Raw genomic sequence first — 18,529 nt, forward strand, 5'->3', positions numbered from 1 at the left:
ACAAACAGGTCATGAAAGGGCGTGCGCGGCGCTCGGGATTGGGCATGACCGTTGCGATGACCTCGATCGGCTGAAGCTGGAGCACCACATGGACGTGACCCCTCTGCTGGACACCGCCACCGAAGCGGCCAGGGCCGTCGGGCCCAGGCTGCGCAAGGCCTTCAGATCCCGGCCCGGTGTGACCACCAAACGGGACTTCCACGATCCCGTGACCGAGCACGACAGGGCGGCCGAGGAGACCATCCGCGCGGTCATCGGCGCCCGTTTCCCCGTCAGCGTGATCGTGGGGGAGGAGGGCGGCACGACCGGCTCCGGCGACCTCGTCTGGTATGTCGATCCCATCGACGGCACCGCCAACTTCGCCGCCGGGCTGCCGTTCTTCTGCGTGTCCATCGCCGCCGCCGTCGGGGGCGAGCTGGTGGCGGGGGTGGTGTACGACCCGGTGCGCGAGGACGAGTTCACCGCCTCCGCCGACGGCGCCTGGTGTAACGGCATCCCGCTGCGCAGCGCCGGCGCCGCCGCCGACCGCGAGGCGATGCTGCTGACGAGCTACCCCTCACCCCACGACCTGGACGCGGAGGGCGACGAGGCGCTGCGGCGCTACCGGCGCTTCCTCGAGTCCTTCGCCGCCGTGCGCAGGCCGGGCAGCGCGGCGCTGAACCTGGCGCACGTGGCCGCCGGATGGTCCGACGCCGCGTACGGCACCCGGGCCAACCCGTGGGACGTGGCGGCGGGAGCCCTGCTGGTGCGCCGGGCGGGCGGCGTCTACCTGGGAGATCCTCTGGCCCCCGGCGACTACCTGGCGCACGTGGGCGGCTTCGCCTTAGAGCACTCCGTGCTGGCCGAGGTCGCCGACGAGCCGCGCCAGGCCGGTCAGTGAGGTGATGCGGGGGAACCCGGCGGGCGGCCGCTGCACGCCGAGCCGGTCGAGCCAGACCGAGCGCATCCCGGCCGCCGCCGGCCCCGTCACGTCGTTCACCACGTCGTCGCCCACCAGCACGACCTCCTCCGGCGCCAGGCCGAGCGCCGCGGCGGCCCTCGTGTACGACGCGGGTGACGGCTTGAAGTGCCCGCCCAGCACCTCGCCCGTCAGCACCGGGCCGACCAGCCCGCCCAGTCCGATCGCCCGGACCTTCTCCTCCTGCACCGGTTGGGCGCCGTTCGTCAGCACGCCGAGCGCGAACCCGCCCAGTTCCTTCACCGCCTCCGCCGCGTCGGGGAAGGCCGCCCAGCCGCGCCGGTAGCGGCCGGTGAAGTCGGCGTAGGCCGCGTCGAGGTCGCCGGGCTCGGGCACGGCCAGCTCCGCGCAGAGCGCGCTCAGCCGCAGCCGCCGCTGCTCCTGCACCGAGCACTCGCCGCGCTGCCACATCGCGAGGTACGGCCCCTCCAGCTCCGCCCAGAGCGCGGCCACCTCGCCCAGCCGGGGATGGCCGGGCGCGCGGGCGGACACCCAGGAGACGATGGCGCCGTCGGCGGCGCCCCGGTGGTCGAGCAGCGTGCCGTCCAGGTCGAACAGGACCCCCTTGACGCCGGTCATGCCAGGCCGCCCGTCAGCGGGCCGGGGGTCTCCTTGCGGAACTCGCCGGCGCGGTTGACGTGGTCGACCATGATGCGTTCCGCGGCCGCCCCGTCGCCGGCCGCGAGCGCCGCGAGGATGCCCTCGTGCGCCGCCATCTGGGCCTTGACCTGGGCCTCGTCCAGCCAGAGTGACGCCTCGGCGGGCACGGGGAAGCTGTTGCGCACCGATCGGGCGTGCCCGCCCAGGAAGGCGGGGCCGCCGATGTCGACGATGCTCAGGTGGAAGCGCCTGCTCTGCTCGCCGAGCAGGTCGTACCGGCCGTGTTCGGCGTCCTCGGCCATCGCGGCGTGCAGCTCGCGCAGCGAGGCCAGCTGCTCCGGAGTGATCCTGGCCGCCGCCAGCCGCGCGCCCAGGCCCTCGACGACCGCGCGCAGGCCGTAGTATTCCGCGAGCGCCTCGTCGCCCAGGTCGACCACGGTCGCGCCGTGGTGTGCCTCATAGCTGATCAGCCGGTCCTTCTCCAGCCTGCGCAGGGCCTCGCGCACGGGCGTGACCGACACCCCGAGCCGTTTGGCCACCTCTCCGGCCCGCAACGCCGTGCCGCCGGGGATCCGCGCGCTGCGGATCTCGTCGAGGAGCACGCTGTAGACGTACTCGGCCTTGCTCATGGGCGGTCGTGGGGTCGGCATGCGTCAAGTGTCTCCCAGATTCAGGACCAATCAGGCGAACGTCTTGACCTATGACATATTTCTTATAAGTTACATTCCCATGACTAGCCTCGCTGACCTGCGGGTCATCGACGCGGCGACGTTGTTCGCCGGTCCCTCCGCCGCGATGATGCTGGGCGACTTCGGCGCCGATGTGATCAAGATCGAGCATCCCCGCCGCGGCGACCCCTCACGCGGGCACGGTGCCTCCGTGGACGGTGTGGGGCTGTGGTGGAAGACGCTGTCGCGCAACAAACGCACCGCGGCCGTCGACCTGTCGCAGGCCGAGGGGCAGGAGATCCTGCGCCGCCTGGCCGAGCGGTCCGACGTGCTGATCGAGAACTTCCGCCCCGGCACCCTGGAGCGCTGGAACCTGGCCCCCGAGGACCTCCTGCGCGTCAACCCGCGGCTGATCGTCGCACGGATGACCGGCTTCGGGCAGTTCGGGCCGATGTCCGCGCGGCCCGGGTTCGGGACGCTGGCCGAGGCCATGAGCGGGTTCGCGGCCATGACCGGCCAGCCCGACGGCCCGCCGACGCTGCCGCCGCTGGCCCTCGCCGACGGCATCGCCGGCCTGGCCATGTCGTACGCGATCATGGTGGCGCTGCGCGCCCGAGAGAGCACCGGGCGCGGGCAGGTCATCGACCTGGCCATCATCGAGCCCATCCTAGGCCTGCTGGGGCCGCAGGTGAGCGCGTACAAGGCGCTCGGGATCGTGCCCGAGCGCACCGGCAACCGCTCCACCAGCAACGCCCCCCGCAACACCTACCGCACCCGCGACGGCCGCTGGCTGGCCATCTCCACCAGCGCCCAGCCGATCGCCGAGCGGGTGGTGACCCTCGTGGGGCGGCCCGACCTCGTCGAGCAGCCGTGGTTCGCCAGCGGGCACGGGCGGGTGCAGCACGTCGACGAGCTGGACGAGGCGGTCGCCTCCTGGATCGCCGAGCGGGACGCCGACGAGGTCATCGCCCGCTTCGAGGAGGTGCAGGCCGCGGTCGCGCCCATCTACGACGTCTCCGACGTCGCGGGCGACCCGCAGTACGCGGCGCTGAACACGTTCGTGGACGTGCCCGACGAGGAACTCGGCTCGGTCACCATGCAGAACGTGCTGTTCCGCATGTCGGACACGCCGGGCGAGATCCGCTGGCCGGGCCGGCCCCTGGGCAGGGACACCGACGAGGTGCTCGCCGAGCTGGACTACCCGGACGAGCGGATCGCGGCGCTGCGCGAAGCCGGAGTGATCGCGTGAACCCGCCCGTGACCTGGTTGTACGTGCCCGGCGACCGGCCCGAGCGGTTCGGCAAGGCGGTCGCGTCCGGAGCCGACGTCGTGATCCTCGACCTCGAGGACGCGGTCGCCCCCGCCCGCAAGGACGAGGCCCGCGCCAACGCCGTCGCCTACCTGCGTTCCCGCCGGGACGGCCCGTCCGGCGACGCGGCGGTCCAGGTGCACGTCCGGGTCAACGACCTGGCGACCGGGCGCGGCCGGGCCGATCTGGAGGCGGTCGCCGGCCTCGCCGACGGTGTACGGCTGCCGAAGGTCGAATCGCCCGCCTCGTTGGACACGATCGCCGGGGTGCCCGCGTACGCGTTGCTGGAGTCGGCGGCGGGGATCGTCGCCGCCCGCGAGATCGCCGCCCACCCGAGCGTCGCCGGGGTGGCGCTCGGCGAGCAGGACCTGGCCGCCGAGCTGGCCGTCACCGACGAGCACGCCATGAACCACCTCAGGCTCCAGGTCGTGCTGGCCGCCGCCGCGGCGGGCCTGCCGCCGGTGCCCATGTCCGTCTATCCGGACGTCAAGGACGAGGCCGGCCTGCTGGCCTCGTGCCGGGCCGGCCGCGCGCTCGGCCTGTTCGGCAGGACCGCGATCCACCCCCGCCAGATCCCCGTGATCCGGCAGGCCTTCCGCCCGGACCGCGAGGAGGTGGCCAGAGCCGCCGAGATCGTCGAGGCCGCCGAACGGGCCGAGCGGACCGACACGGGCGCGCTCGCGCTGCCCGACGGCCGTTTCGTGGACGCCCCCATCGTCGCCAGGGCCCGCCGCACCGTGGAGCTGGCCCGCAGGCTCGCCGACCCGCCGTCCTCGGACGGCTGACCCCGGACCCCCGGACCCCCGTCCGCCGTCCGCCGTCCGGAACGCGTGGAATCGTCCCCCACTGGAGGAATTTCGCCATGGGAATCGCCGTATGGGCGCTCGTCGCCTACATCGCCATCATCGTCGTCTGGAACGGCGTGCTGAAACGCGGCATCGGTGAGGCGATGCTCCTCGGGTTCGTCGCCATCTGCCTGTTCGGCGGCACCGAGTTCTTCGCCCTGGCCTGGGCGGGCATCACCGAGGCGCTGGCCGAGGAGGTCGTCTTCGCCGCGCTGGCGTTCGTGTTCATGGGTTACCTGCTCACCAAACTGGGGCTCATCCAGGAGCAGGTCACCGTGCTGAACTCCGTCTTCGGCCGGCTGCGCGGCGGCGCGGGATACGTCTCCACCTCGGCGGCCGCCCTGCTCGGCGGGCCGTCGGGCTCGGGGTCCGGCATCGCCGCGTCCGTGGGGTCGGTGACCATCCCGTGGATGACCAGGTCGGGCTGGCGGCCCGACCTGGCCGCCTCGCTGGTGGCGGGCAACGCCGGGCTCGGCATCTCGATCCCGCCGAGCTCGTCGATCTTCCTGCTGCTCGGTTCCGCCGCCGTGGCGCCCGTGCTGACCGCCGACCAGCTGTTCGTGCCCGCGCTCGTGGGCGGGTTGTGGACGGTGGCGTACCGGTTCGTCCTGGTGTTCCTCTGGGTGCGGCGGCACAAGATCGCCGCCACCGACGCGGCCGACATCGTCCCGCTGCGGGCCGCTCTGCGGGCCGGGTGGACGTCGCTGCTGGTGTACGCGGGCATCGTCATCCCGGTGCTGATGACCCTGGACTTCGGCGTCAAGCTCATGGAGTCGCGGGTGGGGGAGGCGGCGGCCGACGACGTCAGCATCGTCGTGTGGATCCCCGTGCTGACCGTGCTGGTCACCCTCGCGGTGGCGTGGAAGCGGCTGCCGCGCACCGGCCGCGCCTGGAGCGAGCTGCTCGCCGACATGGGCCCCAGGTACGCGGTCATCGGCGCGACGTTGTTCTTCGCCTTCGCGGCCGCCGCCACCCTGGGCGAGCTGGGCCTGGTCGAGCAGCTGACCACGATCATGCAGGCGCTCGACGCCCCCGCCGTGGTCATCGCCACCGTGGTCGGCCTGCTGATCGTGGTCGTCGCCGCGCCGCTGACCTCCACCGCGACGATCGCCGCGGTCGGCGGGGTGGCCTTCAGCGCGCTGACCGCGGCCGGGATGGACCCCGCGGCCGCGGCCACCGCCGTCATGATCTTCGCCTCGACGGAGGGGGCGTCCCCGCCTGGCGCGGCCCCCATCTACATCGCCTGCGGCATCGCCCAGGTGGACCCTGCCAGGACGTTCGTCCGGCTGATCGTCTGGTTCGTCATCCCGACCCTGGTCATCGGCGTGCTGGTGGCGACCGGCGCGCTGCCGATCTGAGAGGAAGTCACATCGTGAACGCCGTCAAGACCGTGACCATGGTCCTGTTCAAGATCGGCCTGGTGCTGTTCCTCGCCCTCGGGGTCGTCGTCGTGCTCGCCCAGGCTGTCGGCCTCGTCGCCGGAAGCCCGGGCCTGGTCTCCGGCGTGGTGTCCGCGCTGGGCCTGCCGATGACCGTGGCGGCGGGCGCGACCGGTCTGCTCGCCTTCGTGATGGCCTACGTGTTCGGCTGGAAGCCCGGCGAGGACTAGCCGGCAGGGTTCCAGCGGGCCTTGAGCTCGTCGTCCTCAGGTGGCGGGCCGGGCAGCTCGCGGTGGCCGGGCGGCACCCTCAGCGCGTCCGTCGCCAGCGCCAGGAAGCGGTGGCGCAGCTGCGCGGTGCGCTTCTCGTCGCCCAGCTTGATCGAGGCGATCTGCTCCAGCAGCAGCGCGATGTCGGCGACCGTTACGTCGGGCCGCAGCGCGCCCGCCTCGACCGTGCGGCGATGGATCTCCGTGGCCAGGCCGTCGGCCCTGACGGCGTCGCGATAGAGCTCCTCCGTCGGGCGGAAGGTGCCCGCCAGCCTGATCGTCAGCGAGTTGGTGTCGGCGTCGACGATGCCGCGCAGGTAGCCGGCGAACGCCTCCCACGCGTCGCCCTCCTCGGCCAGCGCCCGCTCGGTCACCTCGATGTAGAGCTTCAGCCCGTCGCCGCAGAGCTTCTGCAGCAGGGCCTCCTTGCTGGGATAACGGCGGTAGAGCGCGCTGATCCCGACCCCCGCCCTCTCGGCCACGGCCGCTATGGGGGCGCCGGGGTCGGCAGTGAACACCGCCCTGGCCGCCTGGAGGATCAGCTCGTCGTTACGTGCGGCCTGGGCCTTGCGGCCGCTCATGGGTGCGCTGGTCATGCCGCCATCATATGGGAACGTACGGTTCCGTTCTACTTTCTGTGCTATGCGTATACGATACGCACCAGGCCGCGAAGAGAAGAAGATCGCCGCATTAGTCCGCATGTCTATACATGGTGTTGACATTGAGGTAGAACCGTGGCTAGCCCGTTGGTCTTGGAGGTGTCCTGTGAGACGTACCCCGATCGTGCTGGCCCTGGTGGGCGCGCTGGTCATGACAGGTTGTTCCTCGGGAGGAGAGAGCGCGCAGAGTGCCCCTCCCGCCTCCTCGCCCGTCGCGGGCGGGGGCGGTGACGCGAGTTTCTCGGTCATCACCCACGGCGCGCCCGGCGACTCCTTCTGGGACGTGGTCAAGAACGGCGCCGAGGCCGCGGGCGAGCAGTACGGCGTGCAGGTGACCTACCAGGGCGACGGCGACCCCGCCAAACAGTCGCAGCTCATCGACCAGGCCGTCTCCGGGAAGGTGGACGGCATCGTGGTCTCCATGGCCAACCCCGACGCGCTGAAGGAGGCCATCGGCAAGGCGGTCGCGGCGAAGATCCCGGTGGTGACGATCAACTCGGGCGCCGAGTCGTCCAAGGCGTTCGGCGCGCTCACGCACGTCGGCCAGTCGGAGGACGTCGCCGGGCGCGGCGCGGGCGAGCAACTCAAGGCGGCCGGCGTCACCAAGCTGGTCTGCGTCGTCCACGAGGCCGGCAACGTCGGCCTCGACCAGCGCTGCAAGGGCGCGGAGGAGACGCTGGGCGGCACGGTCGAGCGGCTGCAGGTGGACATCAGCAACCTGGCCGACGTGACGTCCAAGGTCACCGCGAAACTCCAGTCGGACCAGCAGGTCAACGGCGTGCTGGCGCTCAACCCGGCCATCGCGGTCGCCGCCAGGGACGCGATCAGCGACTCGGGCTCGCAGGCCAAGCTGGCCACGTTCGACCTGTCGGCCGACGTGGTCGACGCGATCAAGGCGGACGAGATCCTGTTCGCCGTGGACCAGCAGCAGTACCTGCAGGGCTACCTGCCGATCACGTTCCTGAACCTGTACAGGACCAACCTCAACACCGTCGGCGGCGGCCTGCCGGTCAACACCGGGCCGGGCTTCGTCACCAAGGACAACGCCGAGCAGGTGTCCAAGCTGGCCGAGGCGGGCACCCGATGACGCCGTCCGCCGGGGAGGCCGCGTGACGGGCGCGCAGGCCCGGGCAGACGACCGCATGGCCGACGTCGGCATGGTCCGGCGGCTGCTGATCAGGCCCGAACTGGGCGCGGTGGTCGGCCTGGTCGTGGTGTTCGTGTTCTTCGCCACCCAGTCACCGGTGTTCCGGTCGCCGGCCGGCATCGCCAACTGGCTCGACCCGGCCGCCACGCTCGGCATCATGGCGGTCGCGGTGGCGCTGCTGATGATCGGCGGCGAGTTCGACCTGTCGGCCGGCGTGCTGACCGGCACCAGCGGGCTGATCCTGGTCACGCTGGCCACCCGGTTCGGACTCAACGTGTGGCTGGCCATGCTCGCCGGCCTCGTGGTGGCGCTGGCCGTCGGGTACGCCAACGGCCTGATCGTCACCAGGACGCGGCTGCCCAGCTTCATCGTCACCCTGGGCACGTTCCTCATGCTGCAAGGGATCAACCTCGGCGTCACCAAGGCCATCACCGGAACCGTCCAGGTCAGCGGGCTGCGCCGGGCGGAGGGGTTCGAGGGCGCGAGCGCGATCTTCGCGGGCACGGTCGAGATCGGCGGCACCTCGTTCCGCGTGGCGATCCTGTGGTGGATCCTCGTGACCGCGCTGGCCACCTGGGTGCTCATGCGCTCCAGGGCCGGCAACTGGATCTTCGCGGTGGGGGGCAACGAGCAGGCCGCCCGCGCCGTGGGCGTGCCGGCCGCGCGGACGAAGATCGCGTTGTTCATGACCACGGCGTTCGCGGCCTGGCTGGTGGGCTCGATCATGGCGCTGCGTTACACGTCCGTGCAGGCCAACATCGGCATCGGTCAGGAGTTCATCTACATCATCGCGGCCGTGATCGGCGGCTGCCTGCTCACGGGCGGCTACGGCTCGGCCGTCGGGGCCGCCATCGGCGCGGTCATCTTCGGCATGGCCGACAAGGGCATCGTCTTCCTGGGCTGGGACGCCGACTGGTTCAAGTTCTTCCTCGGCGCGATGCTGCTGCTGGCGACGCTGGCCAACCGCCTGGTCCGGCGGTACGCCGAGGAGGTGCGGCATTGATTCTCGAGACCCGTGGCATCGGGAAGACGTTCGGCTCCGTGCTGGCGCTGCGCGACGTGTCGATGAGCGTGACGGCCGGACAGGTCACCTGCGTGCTCGGCGACAACGGCGCGGGCAAGTCGACGCTCATCAAGATCCTTGCCGGGGTGCACCGGCATGACGCGGGCACGCTGCTCGTCGACGGCGCGGAGGTGAGCTTCGCCAGCCCGCGCGAGGCGCTCGACCGCGGCATCGCCACCGTCTACCAGGATCTGGCCATGATCCCGCTCATGTCGGTGTGGCGGAACTTCTTCCTCGGCTCCGAACCGCGCAAGGGCCTTGCCTTCGACGTGGCCAAGGCCCGGCGGGTGGCCCGCGACGAGCTCCGCGCGATGGGGATCGACATCCGCGACGTGGACCAGCCGGTCGGCACGCTGTCCGGGGGCGAGCGGCAGTCGGTGGCCATCGCCAGGGCCGTGTACTTCGGCGCCCGCGTCCTCATCCTGGACGAGCCCACCTCGGCGCTGGGGGTCAAGCAGGCGGGTGTGGTGCTGCGCTACATCGCCAGGGCCCGCGACCGAGGGCTCGGCGTGGTCTTCATCACCCACAACCCGCACCACGCCTACCCGGTGGGCGACCGGTTCCTGCTGCTCAACCGGGGCACGAGCCTCGGCGAGTACGGCAAGGGCGAGATCACCACGCAGGAGCTGACCGCGCTCATGTCCGGCGGGGCGGAACTGGAGGAGCTGGCGCACGAGCTGGAACGGGAGTGAATTTGGGCGACACTTGACCGATTCCGGCGTTCACCTGGGCGGATGCACCGGGCAAAGACCCCATAGGTACGCCTAGTGCCATCGGGGGATCTGTTGATCTACAACGTAAAGGCGCCGGGCGTCGTACGGTGGCGCTCGCTCCTGTACGGCCCCTTATTACCCGGCGCGACGGCCGCCCGAGCCCCAGGCCGGGCGGCCGTCGCATGTCATGCCCGAGCGTGGTGCGAGGCGGGAAGGCAATACCCTGGGGGATGTGCCTGCGTCGTACCTGACCATCACCACCACCGTCGAGCACGAGACCGAGGCGCGGCGTTCGCGGTTCATCTGCGCGCTGGCGCCGGCGCGCACGGTCGAGCAGGCGGCGGTCTTCATCGGCGAGCGCAGGCAGCGGCATCCGTCCGCCACCCACAACTGCACGGCCTACGTCATCGGCGAGCGCATCCAGAAGGGCGACGACGACGGCGAGCCGGGCGGCACCGCGGGCACGCCCATGGTGCAGGCGCTGGTGGGCAGGGGGTTCAGCGACGTGGTGGCGGTGGTGACCCGCTATTTCGGCGGCACCCTGCTGGGCGCGGGCGGGCTGGTGCGGGCCTACGGTTCGGCGGTGACCGAGACCCTGGACCGGGTCGAGCCGGTGCGGATGGTGCCGGCCAGGCTGGTGCGCGTGGCGGTCGCCCACGACCAGGCCGGCCGGGTGGAGAACGACCTGCGCGCCTCCCGCCACACGGTGCGGGACGTGACGTACGCGGGCGAGGTCTGCTTCGGCGTGGCGGTGGGCGCCGACGAGGTGGCGGCGTTCACCGACTGGGTGGCCGGGCTGACGGCCGGCCGGGCCCGCGTCTCGCTGGGCGAAGACCTCCACGTCCCGGAGTGATCAGCCCTCCAGGGCGTACTGCATGACACGGAACTTCGCCTGGGCCTCGGCCAGCTCGGCGGCCGGGTCGGAGTCGCCCATGATGCCGCCGCCGGCGAACAACCGTGCCCGCCGCCCCTGCACCAGCCCCGAGCGCAGCGCGATGCCCCACTCGCCGTCGCCGTTGGCGTCGATCCACCCGACGGGGCCGGCGTAGCCCGCGCGGTCCATGCCCTCCAGCTCGCGGATGACCTTGATGGCGGTGCCGGTGGGGGTGCCGCCGACGGCCGCCGTCGGGTGCATCGCGGCGACCACGTCGAGCACCGACGCCCCGTCGGCCAGCCGGCCGGTGACGTGGCTGGCCAGGTGCTGGACGTTGGGCAACATCAGCAGCTCGGGCTCGTCGGGCGTCATCAGCGCGGAGCACAGCGGCGCCAGCGTGTCGCGTACGGAGGCGATCGCGCACTCGTGCTCGTGGCGGTCCTTCGCCGACGCGAACAGCGCGGCGCCCCTGGCGAGGTCGTCGGCGGGGCCGGTGCCGCGCGGGGTCGTGCCGGCCAGCACCAGCGACTCGATCTCCTGGCCCGTGCGCCGGATCAGCAGCTCGGGCGTGGCCCCCACCAGCCCCGCCACCGAGAACGTGTAGCACTCGGGGTAGCGCCGCGCCAGCCGGGTGAGCAGCAGGCGCACGTCGATGGGCCGTTCGGCGGTGGCGAGCAGGTCGCGGGCCAGCACCACCTTCTCCAGCTCGCCGTCGCGGATGCGCCGCGCGGCGCGGGCGACGACGTGCTCCCACTCGGGAGCGCTCAGGCTGCCGTCGCCGTAGCTGATGCGGCCCGGCGCGCGTACGGGGGAGAACGTCTCCAGCGGCGCCTCGCCGATCGTGGTGAGCCAGGCGCGCCCGTCGCGCCGGGCGAGCACGGCCCGGGGCACGACCAGGACGGAGCCGCGGGCGTCCTCGTCGAAGGTGAAGCTGCCGAAGGCGACGGGGCCCGAGGCGGGGGTGCGCACGGCGTCGTCGACGTGGGCGTCGCCGAGGACGGTGGCCAGCCACTGGCGGGCCCAGGCGAACCGGCCGGGGCCCGGGGGGACGGTGACCCGAGCGGCCTCGCCCCAGCCGACCAGGCCCTCGCCGTTTCTGACCCAGGCGTAAGGTGTCGTCCTGGGCAGGGAAGCCAGCAGGTCACCGGGGTCGCCGACAGGGGTGGTGCGAACCGGTAGCGGGCGGGTTGTTCCGAGCGCGACACTCACCCGAGACACTCTATGCGGGAACTGAACATGTTCGACTCGGACCCCCGCGAATGTGAGGTTGTGGACATCGAACCCGGATATGACCGCACGGGCAGGAGTATCGGCCACACTTTCACCACCTGCGGCCCTGTCAAGCGGCGATATGAAGTCGGTCCTGAAATGACAGACCTTGCCCTGACGTCATAGGACCCTCGTGATCGGCTCCCTACCTTAGGGCCATGATCGCTCGTCTGGGCTCCGCCTCCCTCGCCGCCGTGGTCGTCCTCTCCGGCTCAGGTGTCGCGCGCGCCGCCGCCGTCCAGCCCGTTCCCGAGATCATGGCCGCGCTCGGCGACTCGATCTCCACCGGGTTCAACGCCTGCGGCTGGTACGTCTCCTGCCCCTCACGCTCCTGGTCGTCGGGCGACCACGGCGAGGTGTCCAGCCACTACCTGCGCCTGTCGCAGCTCTCTGGAACGCTCCACAAGCACAACCTCAACTTCGCCGCGCCCGGCTCGACCAGCGCCGACCTGCTCGGCCAGGTGAAGAAGGCGGTCGCGGCCAAGGCCGACTACGTGACGATCCTCATCGGCGCCCAGGACGCCTGCGTGCGCACCGAGCAGGCGATGACCCCCGTGTCGACCTACCGGGCCCGGCTGGACCGGGCGCTGCACGAGCTGCGGGCGGGGATGCCCGGCGCCAGGGTGTTCATCGCCAGCATTCCCGACCTGCGGCGGTTGTGGCGCGTGGGCAAGGACCAGGCGCTCGCCCGGTCGTTCTGGACGCTGGGCCGCATCTGCCAGACGATGCTGGCCAGGCCCAAGTCGGCCAAGCGGGCCGACAAGGAGCGCAGGTCCAGGGTGCGGGAGCGGGTGATGGCCTACAACCGCGAGGCGGCCAGGGCCTGCGCCGCGTACGGGCCGGCCTGCCGCACCGACGGCGGCGCGGTGTTCTCCTTCCCCTTCACCCTCGAGCACGTCAGCAGGTGGGACTACTTCCATCCGAGCACGGCCGGGCAGCGGGTGCTGGCGGAACAGACGTTCGAGCGCGGTTTCGACTGGCTCGACCCGCGGTAGCCGTCACCGGCACTGGGCGAGCATGGCCTTCTTGTCGGCGCGGGTGACCGGCACGCCGTACTTGAGCGCGACCTGCGCGAAGCGGGTGACGTAGGCGCAGCGGATGACCCGGCGCGGCGGCAGCCAGCGTGACGGGCCGGAGGCGTCCTTGTCCTCGTTGGTGTCGCCGTCCACGGGCAGCAGGTTGAGCGGGTCGTTGGCGAAGTCGAGCCGCTTGGACATCGGCCAGCGCGGCGCGCCCATGCGCCAGCCGTAGTTGAGCGGCACCACGTGGTCGACCTGCACCTCGTCGGCGCGGGACTTGCGCCAGTGGATGATCCGGCCGGTGTAGGGGTCGGCCAGCCTCATCGAGACGACCTCGCAGCTGGAGCCCGCCCGGTAGGTCACGTCGCGGCCGTCGCGGGCCAGGAGGTCGTCACGGGTACGGCAGCCGTTGCGCGCGTACGGCACCCCCACGGCGTCGTCGGCCCAGTTCGCTCCGTACCTCGTGCGCCGGTATCCGGTGTTGGGGCCGAGCCGTTCGACCCGCAGCCGCTTGATGAGGGCGCGCGCGTCGGCCTTCTCCGCGTCGGAGATGATAGGTGCCAGGCCGGGCAGCGTCCCGCTGACGTTGCCCAGAGGGCCGGCCGCGGTGGCCGGTCCGGTCTTGGCGCTGTTGATGAGAGAAACGACGATGACGGCTCCTGCGAGGAAGGCGATCGCGTCCTTCGTGCTCAACCGGTCCTCCGTGCGGCTCCCCAGGTTGTCTAGAGAGGTGCCCGGCATCCGGGGTGCCGACACGGGGAGGGTTTCGTGACTGATCGCCCGATCGATCCGGCATCCGATCTCCACGTGCCCGCGCGGCGCGCCGAGGTGAGCGGTCAGGTGCTCGCGGTGATCGCGGCCGGCGGCGCGCTGGGAGCGCTGGCGCGGCACGGCCTGCAGACCGCCGTGCCCGCCGGTCCCGCGGACTTCCCGTGGGCGACGTTCTGGGTCAACGTGTCGGGCTGCCTGCTGATCGGGGTGCTCATGGTGGTGATCACCGAGGTCCGGCGGGCCCACCGGCTCGTGCGGCCGTTCCTTGGAGTGGGGGTGCTGGGCGGCTACACGACGTTCTCGACGTACGCGGACGGCGTGCGGCAGGCGGTGGAGGCGGGCGCGCCGGTGACGGGGCTGGTCTACCTGGTGGGCACCCTGCTGGCGGCGCTCGCGGCGGTGGTCGCGGGCATGTGGCTGACCAGGCGGATCCCCGTTGTCGCGCGGGCGAGGGCGAAATGAGGGCGGCGCCCGCCAGGCGGGCCGATGACGGCGCACGCGCGGTGAGCGGCCGGTGCGCGCCATGACGGTGCTGCTGATCGTGCTGGGCGCGGCCGTAGGGGCGCCGCTGCGGTATCTGGCGGACCGGGCGGTGCAGGCACGCCACGACACGGTCTTCCCGTGGGGGACGCTGACGGTCAACGTGGCCGGGTCGGCGCTGCTCGGGTTCCTGGCTGTGCTGCCCGCCGGCGACGGGGTGACGGCGCTGGCGGGCACGGGGTTCTGCGGGGCGCTGACGACGTACTCCACCTTCGGGTACGAGACGGTCCGGCTGGTGGAGGAGGGCGCCCGCTTCCACGCGGTGGCCAACGCGGTGGCCAGTGTGCTGGCCGGGCTGGGCGCGGCCTACTGCGGAGTGGCGCTGGCTCAGGCCGTGGCCTGAGCGGCGGCGGCCTGAGCGGTGGTGGCGGGCGTCGGTGTGGGGCGGGTCGTGCCGATGAACGCAACGACCCGCTCCGTCATCGCCGCGCTGATCAGGGACGGCCGGGTCAGGAAGGTGTTCCCGGGACCGGCCACCTCTCCCGCGCCGCTGCCCGAGCACCTGCGTGGGTGGTGTTCGTGTCGTGCTGGGGGTCCGGCGGCGCATCCTGGGCGGCGTCCGCGGCCGCTCTGCGCCGGCGGGCGCGCGTGCCGTCGCGGCGGGCCAGCAGGTCGGCCAGCAGGTCGGCCAGCAGCTTGTCCCACTTCAGGCCGATCACGTCGGGGTCGTAGCCGCGGGCCGTCTCCAGCGCACGCGCGGCCAGGTCCCTGCGCAGCCCCTCGTCCTCGATGACGCGGATGATCGAAGACGCCAGGTTGGCGTTGGTACGCGGCTTGACCAGCAGCCCGTCCACCTCGTGCGTGATCATCTCCTTGGGGCCGTGCGGGCTGTTGAAGCTCACGATGGACAGCCCCTTGGCCATCGCCTCCAGGATGGTCATCGGGAATCCTTCGTGGCGTGAGCTGAGCACGTAGATCGACGCCTTCTCCAGCGCCGCCCCCACGTCGGAGGTGGGCCCCGGCAGTTCCACCGTCTCCTGCAGGCCCAGCTCCACGACCTGCTGTGCGAGGCTCTCCTCCTGCGGCCCGGCACCGTAGATGCGCAGCTTCCAGTCGGGGTGGGCCGCCGAGACGGTCTGCCAGGCGGTGATGAGCCTGTGGAAGCCCTTGATGCGGGTCATCCTGCCGACCGCCACGGCCACCTTGGCGTCGAGCTTGGCCTGTTCGCCCGTCATCGGGGGTACGGCGTTGGGGATGCGGACCAGCTTGCGCGGCTGCTTCGGCAACATTTCCCGGTAGTCGCGCAGGTCGGCCTTGGTCAGGGTGACCAGAGCGTCGAGGCGGCGGTACCGCCACTTGATCAGCTCCTGGATCGGCTCGGCCTGGGTGCGCAGAGCCACGTGCTCCTGCCCGATGGTGATGACGCCGGGCCTGGCTAACTGGGCCATCGCGAGGTTGAGCCCTGGGCGGGTGCCCATCAGCACGCCGGTGTCGAGCGAGCGGAGGTAGCGGGTGAGCGCGAGGTCCGTCCACAGGGAGAACCGGTGGTAGGCCGTCTCTCCCTTCGGGATGAGCTTGCTCGGCAGCTTGGACAACATCGCGCGCAACGGGTTGGCGCCGGGCTTGAGCCGGTCGTCCAGATAGCGGAACCTCACGCGCGGATCGATGGGAAAGAACGGGTGCTCGCTCTCCTTCAGGATGCTCACGATCTCGACGTCGTGCTCCTTGACGAGGTGGCTCGCCAGGTTGAACACCGTCCTGATGGTTCCGCCCATCCCGTTGGCGTGCAGCAACAGGATGCGAACCTGCCGCGTTGTGGGTGGCGGGGCCTTCCTGCCCCTGCGCCGGTCGTACCCCCGATACAGCCTGACCACGGCCGACTTACCCTTACGAGCCAGTGCGCGCACCTGACGTAATCCCCTCTGGGCCGGAAGAACTGTGAACACACGTAGCCGGTGGCGCGGGTTTCCACCCTGCCACCGGCCTTTTCATCGCGTCGGCGGAGTGCACGTTGTTCATCCCCTGTGCGCTTTCCCCACCTATGATCTTTAGACGCCATATATATGGCTAAGGTTGCACGCGCGGCTTATGCCGGATGATCTCCCAGGTCTGACGCTGACCACGCTTCGGGATGCGCTCGCCCGCGGTGCCGTCGCGGCCCTGCGGCTTCCGGTCGACGGGACAGCCGAGGCGCGGCTCCCTCGGCTGTCCGGTCATGGTGTCCGGCTCGGCGGGCGGGTGCCCCGGACCGCCCGCCGTCCGGCCAGGGTCACCCCTCGTCCGGAGCCTTTCTGGTCTCCTTCTTCGTCTCCTTGGCCTGCCTGCTCGTCTTGATGGCCTGCTTCTTCGACTTGCCGGTCTTGGCCGCGGGTTTCTTCTTCGTGTCAGCCATGGGAATCCCCCCGTGTACGGACGTGGTGCACCCCTATTAGTGCACCACGGGCGTTAATACCCAACTAATGAAGAAATCCGACATACCGCCTATCGGGTGGGACGGTCGCCCGACGGCTCCGACCACCACACGCCCTCGCCGTGCGTCAGGCCCGGCAACCGCTGCTCGGCCTCGTGCACCGCGGCCGCCGGGATCTGCCCCGCCAGCAGCCACGTGTCGTCCTGCCTTCGGGTGTCGCGCAGCACGCCGCCCAGCACCGCCAGCTTCCCGGTGACCGCGCCGAACGACTCCAGCGGCACCTCCGCCTCGAAGCGGTGGCACGGCTCGTACACCGTGGTGCCCGCCAGGCGCAGCGCCTTCGACAACACGATCGGGGTGCGGCCGCGGAAGTCGGCCGCGACCGTCGTCGGCGCCGCGTAGCCGGTCCTCGTGAGCGTGACCGTGACATCGGTGACCGGCCAGCCGTGCGGGCCCGCGCGCAACGCCGAGCCCACACTCTCCTCGATGGCCCGATGGAACGCGGCGGGCAGCGACCCCGGATCGACCCCCATGATGTAGGTGAGGCCCGAGCCGGGAGCGGCCGGCTCGACGCGGAGGCCCACCGTGGCCATGAACGTGTTCGGGCCGTGACGCTGGATCTCCTCGACCGCTTCGGCGGTGCCCGCGGGACGTTCGAAGTAGACGGGGCGGCTGGGCTCGAAATCGGCCTCCACCCCGAAGTCCCTGGCCAGGGTCTCGCCGATGACCTCCTTCTGCACCTCCCCGTACAGCAGGACGGAGGTGTCGCCGCCGGCCAGCGTACGGGTGGCGATCAGCGGGTCCTGCTCGGCCAGCGCGAGGAGGGCGGCGTGCAGGCGCGACTCCTGGCCGGGCACGCGGGCGCGTACGACGGTCTCCAGGCCGGGCGGCGTGAAGTGTGCCTGCCCGGCGGGGCCCGGCGCGCCCAGGTGGTCGCCGACGCGGATCTCCGGCACGCCCCGCACCTTGACGATGTCGCCCGCCGCCGCCTGCCGCTGTCTCGGGGAGCCGATGACGGTGAGCGCGGTCAGGCGGCCGGCGTACTCGTGCCTGCCGCGGTGGAAGGACAGCTGCTCGCGGGCGCGCAGGACACCCGCGCGCATCCGCAGGTAGGCCACCTTCTCGCCGGAGCGGGTGCGCTCGATCGCGAACACGCTCGCCCGCACACCCTGCCGCCTGCCGCGCTCGGGGGAGCGGGGGGTGGCGGGCAGCAGGCCGATGCCGTCGAGCAGGTCACCGATGCCCTGCCCGGTCAGCGCGGAGCCGAACAGCACCGGATGGGCCACGCCGCCGGCGCACTGCCGCGCCAGCGCCGCGCGTACCTGCCGGTCGCCGGGCGTTCCGCCGTCCACGAGAAGCTGGAGCAGCCCGTCGTCCCGCTCGGCCAGCACCTCGGCCGCCTCCTCCATGGAGGCGAGGGGCCGCGTCGTGGCGGCCGGGCCGCCGACGTCGCGCACCGTGTTGAGCGCGACGCAGTACGGCGAGAGCCGCCGCCGGATGTCGGCCAGCAGTTCCCGTTCTCTCGCGCCGGACCGGTCGATCTTGTTGACGAAGATCAACGTGGGCAGGCGCACCTTGCGCAGGGACCTCATCAGGACCCGGGTGTGCGGCTGGACGCCCTCGACGGCCGACAACACCAGAACGGCGCCGTCGAGCACGCCGAGAGCTCGTTCGACCTCGGCCACGAAGTCGGCGTGGCCCGGCGTGTCCACCACATTGACCTGCAGGTCGTCCAGGGTGAAGGAGGCGACGGCCGTGCGGATGGTGATGCCGCGACGGCGTTCGATCGCGCCGGTGTCGGTCTGGGTGCTGCCGTCGTCGACGCTGCCGAGCCGGTCGATCACGCCGGTCTCGAACAGCAGCCGCTCAGTGAGGCTGGTCTTGCCCGCGTCTACGTGCGCGAGTATGCCGATGTTCAGGATGTGCATGTGTGGTGGAGCCCTCGAGAACTCTCGTGCCGATGGGGCGCTGGGAGATTCCGAGGCGGCGCCGCATCTTGTGCTCCTGATCGTCGGCGGGTACGTGCCCGCCCATGTTGCCACCGGGCACGGCGCCCGAGCCAGCCGTTTTCCGGCCGGGCCGCGCACCGGCCGGCA

At 71.7% G+C, this 18,529-nt stretch carries 20 protein-coding genes; 12 read left to right on the top strand and 8 right to left on the bottom strand.

Features of this window, described 5'->3' with window-relative positions:
* Window positions 1-88 precede the first annotated feature (88 nt).
* The gene (locus tag ACTWPV_RS22810) at window positions 89-880 is read left to right on the top strand and encodes an inositol monophosphatase family protein (RefSeq protein ID WP_443153305.1); all 792 of its coding nucleotides are present in this window, start codon (window positions 89-91) and stop codon (window positions 878-880) included.
* Here ACTWPV_RS22810 and ACTWPV_RS22815 read toward each other — a convergent pair.
* On the bottom strand, window positions 824-1,537 hold the full coding sequence (locus ACTWPV_RS22815) for an HAD family hydrolase (RefSeq protein WP_443153306.1): 714 nt from the start codon (window positions 1,535-1,537) through the stop codon (window positions 824-826). The genes ACTWPV_RS22810 and ACTWPV_RS22815 overlap by 57 nt on opposite strands.
* Window positions 1,534-2,208, bottom strand: a complete 675-nt coding sequence (locus ACTWPV_RS22820) for a GntR family transcriptional regulator (RefSeq protein ID WP_347644557.1) — start codon at window positions 2,206-2,208, stop codon at window positions 1,534-1,536. The genes ACTWPV_RS22815 and ACTWPV_RS22820 overlap by 4 nt, the downstream gene beginning before the upstream one ends.
* Window positions 2,209-2,287: 79 nt before the next feature.
* Here ACTWPV_RS22820 and ACTWPV_RS22825 point away from each other — a divergent pair, with 79 nt between their 5' ends.
* The 4 genes from ACTWPV_RS22825 (at window position 2,288) to ACTWPV_RS22840 (ending at window position 5,989) form a co-directional block, all read left to right on the top strand.
* Window positions 2,288-3,475, top strand: a complete 1,188-nt coding sequence (locus ACTWPV_RS22825; RefSeq protein WP_443153307.1) for a CaiB/BaiF CoA transferase family protein — start codon at window positions 2,288-2,290, stop codon at window positions 3,473-3,475.
* Window positions 3,472-4,320, top strand: a complete 849-nt coding sequence (locus ACTWPV_RS22830) for an HpcH/HpaI aldolase/citrate lyase family protein (protein WP_443153308.1) — start codon at window positions 3,472-3,474, stop codon at window positions 4,318-4,320. The genes ACTWPV_RS22825 and ACTWPV_RS22830 overlap by 4 nt, the downstream gene beginning before the upstream one ends.
* Before the next feature lie 77 nt (window positions 4,321-4,397).
* Window positions 4,398-5,738 (top strand): TRAP transporter large permease subunit, encoded by a 1,341-nt coding sequence (locus ACTWPV_RS22835; RefSeq protein ID WP_443153309.1) that lies wholly within the window; start codon window positions 4,398-4,400, stop codon window positions 5,736-5,738.
* A gap of 14 nt (window positions 5,739-5,752) precedes the next feature.
* The gene (locus tag ACTWPV_RS22840) at window positions 5,753-5,989 is read left to right on the top strand and encodes a hypothetical protein (protein WP_347644553.1); all 237 of its coding nucleotides are present in this window, start codon (window positions 5,753-5,755) and stop codon (window positions 5,987-5,989) included.
* Here ACTWPV_RS22840 and ACTWPV_RS22845 read toward each other — a convergent pair.
* Window positions 5,986-6,624, bottom strand: a complete 639-nt coding sequence (locus tag ACTWPV_RS22845) for a TetR/AcrR family transcriptional regulator (protein ID WP_443153310.1) — start codon at window positions 6,622-6,624, stop codon at window positions 5,986-5,988. The genes ACTWPV_RS22840 and ACTWPV_RS22845 overlap by 4 nt on opposite strands.
* 169 nt (window positions 6,625-6,793) lie before the next feature.
* On the opposite strand from ACTWPV_RS22845, the gene ACTWPV_RS22850 reads away from it, so the two are divergent.
* From ACTWPV_RS22850 to ACTWPV_RS22865, 4 genes are all read left to right on the top strand, one after another.
* Window positions 6,794-7,774, top strand: coding sequence for a sugar ABC transporter substrate-binding protein (locus ACTWPV_RS22850; RefSeq protein ID WP_443153311.1), 981 nt, complete (start codon window positions 6,794-6,796; stop codon window positions 7,772-7,774).
* A gap of 55 nt (window positions 7,775-7,829) precedes the next feature.
* Window positions 7,830-8,837: an ABC transporter permease gene (locus tag ACTWPV_RS22855; RefSeq protein ID WP_347644783.1), complete on the top strand. Its 1,008-nt coding sequence runs from the start codon at window positions 7,830-7,832 to the stop codon at window positions 8,835-8,837.
* Entirely contained in the window at window positions 8,834-9,589 is a 756-nt protein-coding gene (locus tag ACTWPV_RS22860) for an ATP-binding cassette domain-containing protein (RefSeq protein WP_347771688.1), read from the top strand. Before ACTWPV_RS22855 ends, ACTWPV_RS22860 begins: the two co-directional genes overlap by 4 nt.
* Window positions 9,590-9,842: 253 nt before the next feature.
* On the top strand, window positions 9,843-10,463 hold the full coding sequence (locus ACTWPV_RS22865; RefSeq protein WP_443153312.1) for a YigZ family protein: 621 nt from the start codon (window positions 9,843-9,845) through the stop codon (window positions 10,461-10,463).
* On the opposite strand, the gene ACTWPV_RS22870 is transcribed toward ACTWPV_RS22865, so the two are convergent.
* Window positions 10,464-11,693, bottom strand: a complete 1,230-nt coding sequence (locus tag ACTWPV_RS22870; protein ID WP_443153313.1) for an isochorismate synthase — start codon at window positions 11,691-11,693, stop codon at window positions 10,464-10,466.
* A 218-nt stretch (window positions 11,694-11,911) separates the two neighbouring features.
* Here ACTWPV_RS22870 and ACTWPV_RS22875 point away from each other — a divergent pair, with 218 nt between their 5' ends.
* Window positions 11,912-12,748 (top strand): SGNH/GDSL hydrolase family protein, encoded by an 837-nt coding sequence (locus ACTWPV_RS22875; protein ID WP_443153314.1) that lies wholly within the window; start codon window positions 11,912-11,914, stop codon window positions 12,746-12,748.
* Between the two features lie 3 nt (window positions 12,749-12,751).
* Here the strand turns inward: ACTWPV_RS22875 and ACTWPV_RS22880 are convergent, their stop codons facing one another.
* Window positions 12,752-13,465 (bottom strand): HNH endonuclease family protein, encoded by a 714-nt coding sequence (locus tag ACTWPV_RS22880; protein ID WP_347644544.1) that lies wholly within the window; start codon window positions 13,463-13,465, stop codon window positions 12,752-12,754.
* A gap of 75 nt (window positions 13,466-13,540) precedes the next feature.
* Between ACTWPV_RS22880 and ACTWPV_RS22885 the strand changes: the two genes are divergently transcribed.
* Both ACTWPV_RS22885 and crcB read left to right on the top strand, forming a co-directional pair.
* Entirely contained in the window at window positions 13,541-14,005 is a 465-nt protein-coding gene (locus ACTWPV_RS22885) for a fluoride efflux transporter FluC (RefSeq protein ID WP_347644543.1), read from the top strand.
* Window positions 14,006-14,066: 61 nt separating this feature from the next.
* On the top strand, window positions 14,067-14,426 hold the full coding sequence (gene crcB / locus ACTWPV_RS22890) for a fluoride efflux transporter CrcB (protein WP_443153315.1): 360 nt from the start codon (window positions 14,067-14,069) through the stop codon (window positions 14,424-14,426).
* Between the two features lie 106 nt (window positions 14,427-14,532).
* On the opposite strand, the gene ACTWPV_RS22895 is transcribed toward crcB, so the two are convergent.
* From ACTWPV_RS22895 to ACTWPV_RS22905, 3 genes are all read right to left on the bottom strand, one after another.
* On the bottom strand, window positions 14,533-15,897 hold the full coding sequence (locus ACTWPV_RS22895; protein WP_443153316.1) for a glycosyltransferase family 4 protein: 1,365 nt from the start codon (window positions 15,895-15,897) through the stop codon (window positions 14,533-14,535).
* Window positions 15,898-16,292: 395 nt separating this feature from the next.
* Window positions 16,293-16,415, bottom strand: a complete 123-nt coding sequence (locus ACTWPV_RS22900) for a hypothetical protein (protein ID WP_281284160.1) — start codon at window positions 16,413-16,415, stop codon at window positions 16,293-16,295.
* An 89-nt stretch (window positions 16,416-16,504) separates the two neighbouring features.
* On the bottom strand, window positions 16,505-18,361 hold the full coding sequence (locus ACTWPV_RS22905) for a GTP-binding protein (protein ID WP_443153317.1): 1,857 nt from the start codon (window positions 18,359-18,361) through the stop codon (window positions 16,505-16,507).
* Window positions 18,362-18,529: the final 168 nt, after the last annotated feature.

The organism is Nonomuraea sp. KM88 (assembly GCF_052245635.1).
Taxonomy (GTDB): Bacteria; Actinomycetota; Actinomycetes; order Streptosporangiales; family Streptosporangiaceae; genus Nonomuraea.

Coding starts and splice junctions, on each gene's coding strand:
- ACTWPV_RS22855 (WP_347644783.1), top strand. CDS start 7,830: ATGGCCGACGTCGGCATGGTCCGGCGGCTGCTGATCAGGCCCGAACTG.
- ACTWPV_RS22815 (WP_443153306.1), bottom strand. CDS start 1,537: ATGACCGGCGTCAAGGGGGTCCTGTTCGACCTGGACGGCACGCTGCTC.
- crcB (WP_443153315.1), top strand. CDS start 14,067: ATGACGGTGCTGCTGATCGTGCTGGGCGCGGCCGTAGGGGCGCCGCTG.
- ACTWPV_RS22900 (WP_281284160.1), bottom strand. CDS start 16,415: ATGGCTGACACGAAGAAGAAACCCGCGGCCAAGACCGGCAAGTCGAAG.
- ACTWPV_RS22875 (WP_443153314.1), top strand. CDS start 11,912: ATGATCGCTCGTCTGGGCTCCGCCTCCCTCGCCGCCGTGGTCGTCCTC.
- ACTWPV_RS22825 (WP_443153307.1), top strand. CDS start 2,288: ATGACTAGCCTCGCTGACCTGCGGGTCATCGACGCGGCGACGTTGTTC.
- ACTWPV_RS22835 (WP_443153309.1), top strand. CDS start 4,398: ATGGGAATCGCCGTATGGGCGCTCGTCGCCTACATCGCCATCATCGTC.
- ACTWPV_RS22820 (WP_347644557.1), bottom strand. CDS start 2,208: ATGCCGACCCCACGACCGCCCATGAGCAAGGCCGAGTACGTCTACAGC.
- ACTWPV_RS22810 (WP_443153305.1), top strand. CDS start 89: ATGGACGTGACCCCTCTGCTGGACACCGCCACCGAAGCGGCCAGGGCC.
- ACTWPV_RS22845 (WP_443153310.1), bottom strand. CDS start 6,624: ATGACCAGCGCACCCATGAGCGGCCGCAAGGCCCAGGCCGCACGTAAC.
- ACTWPV_RS22905 (WP_443153317.1), bottom strand. CDS start 18,361: ATGCACATCCTGAACATCGGCATACTCGCGCACGTAGACGCGGGCAAG.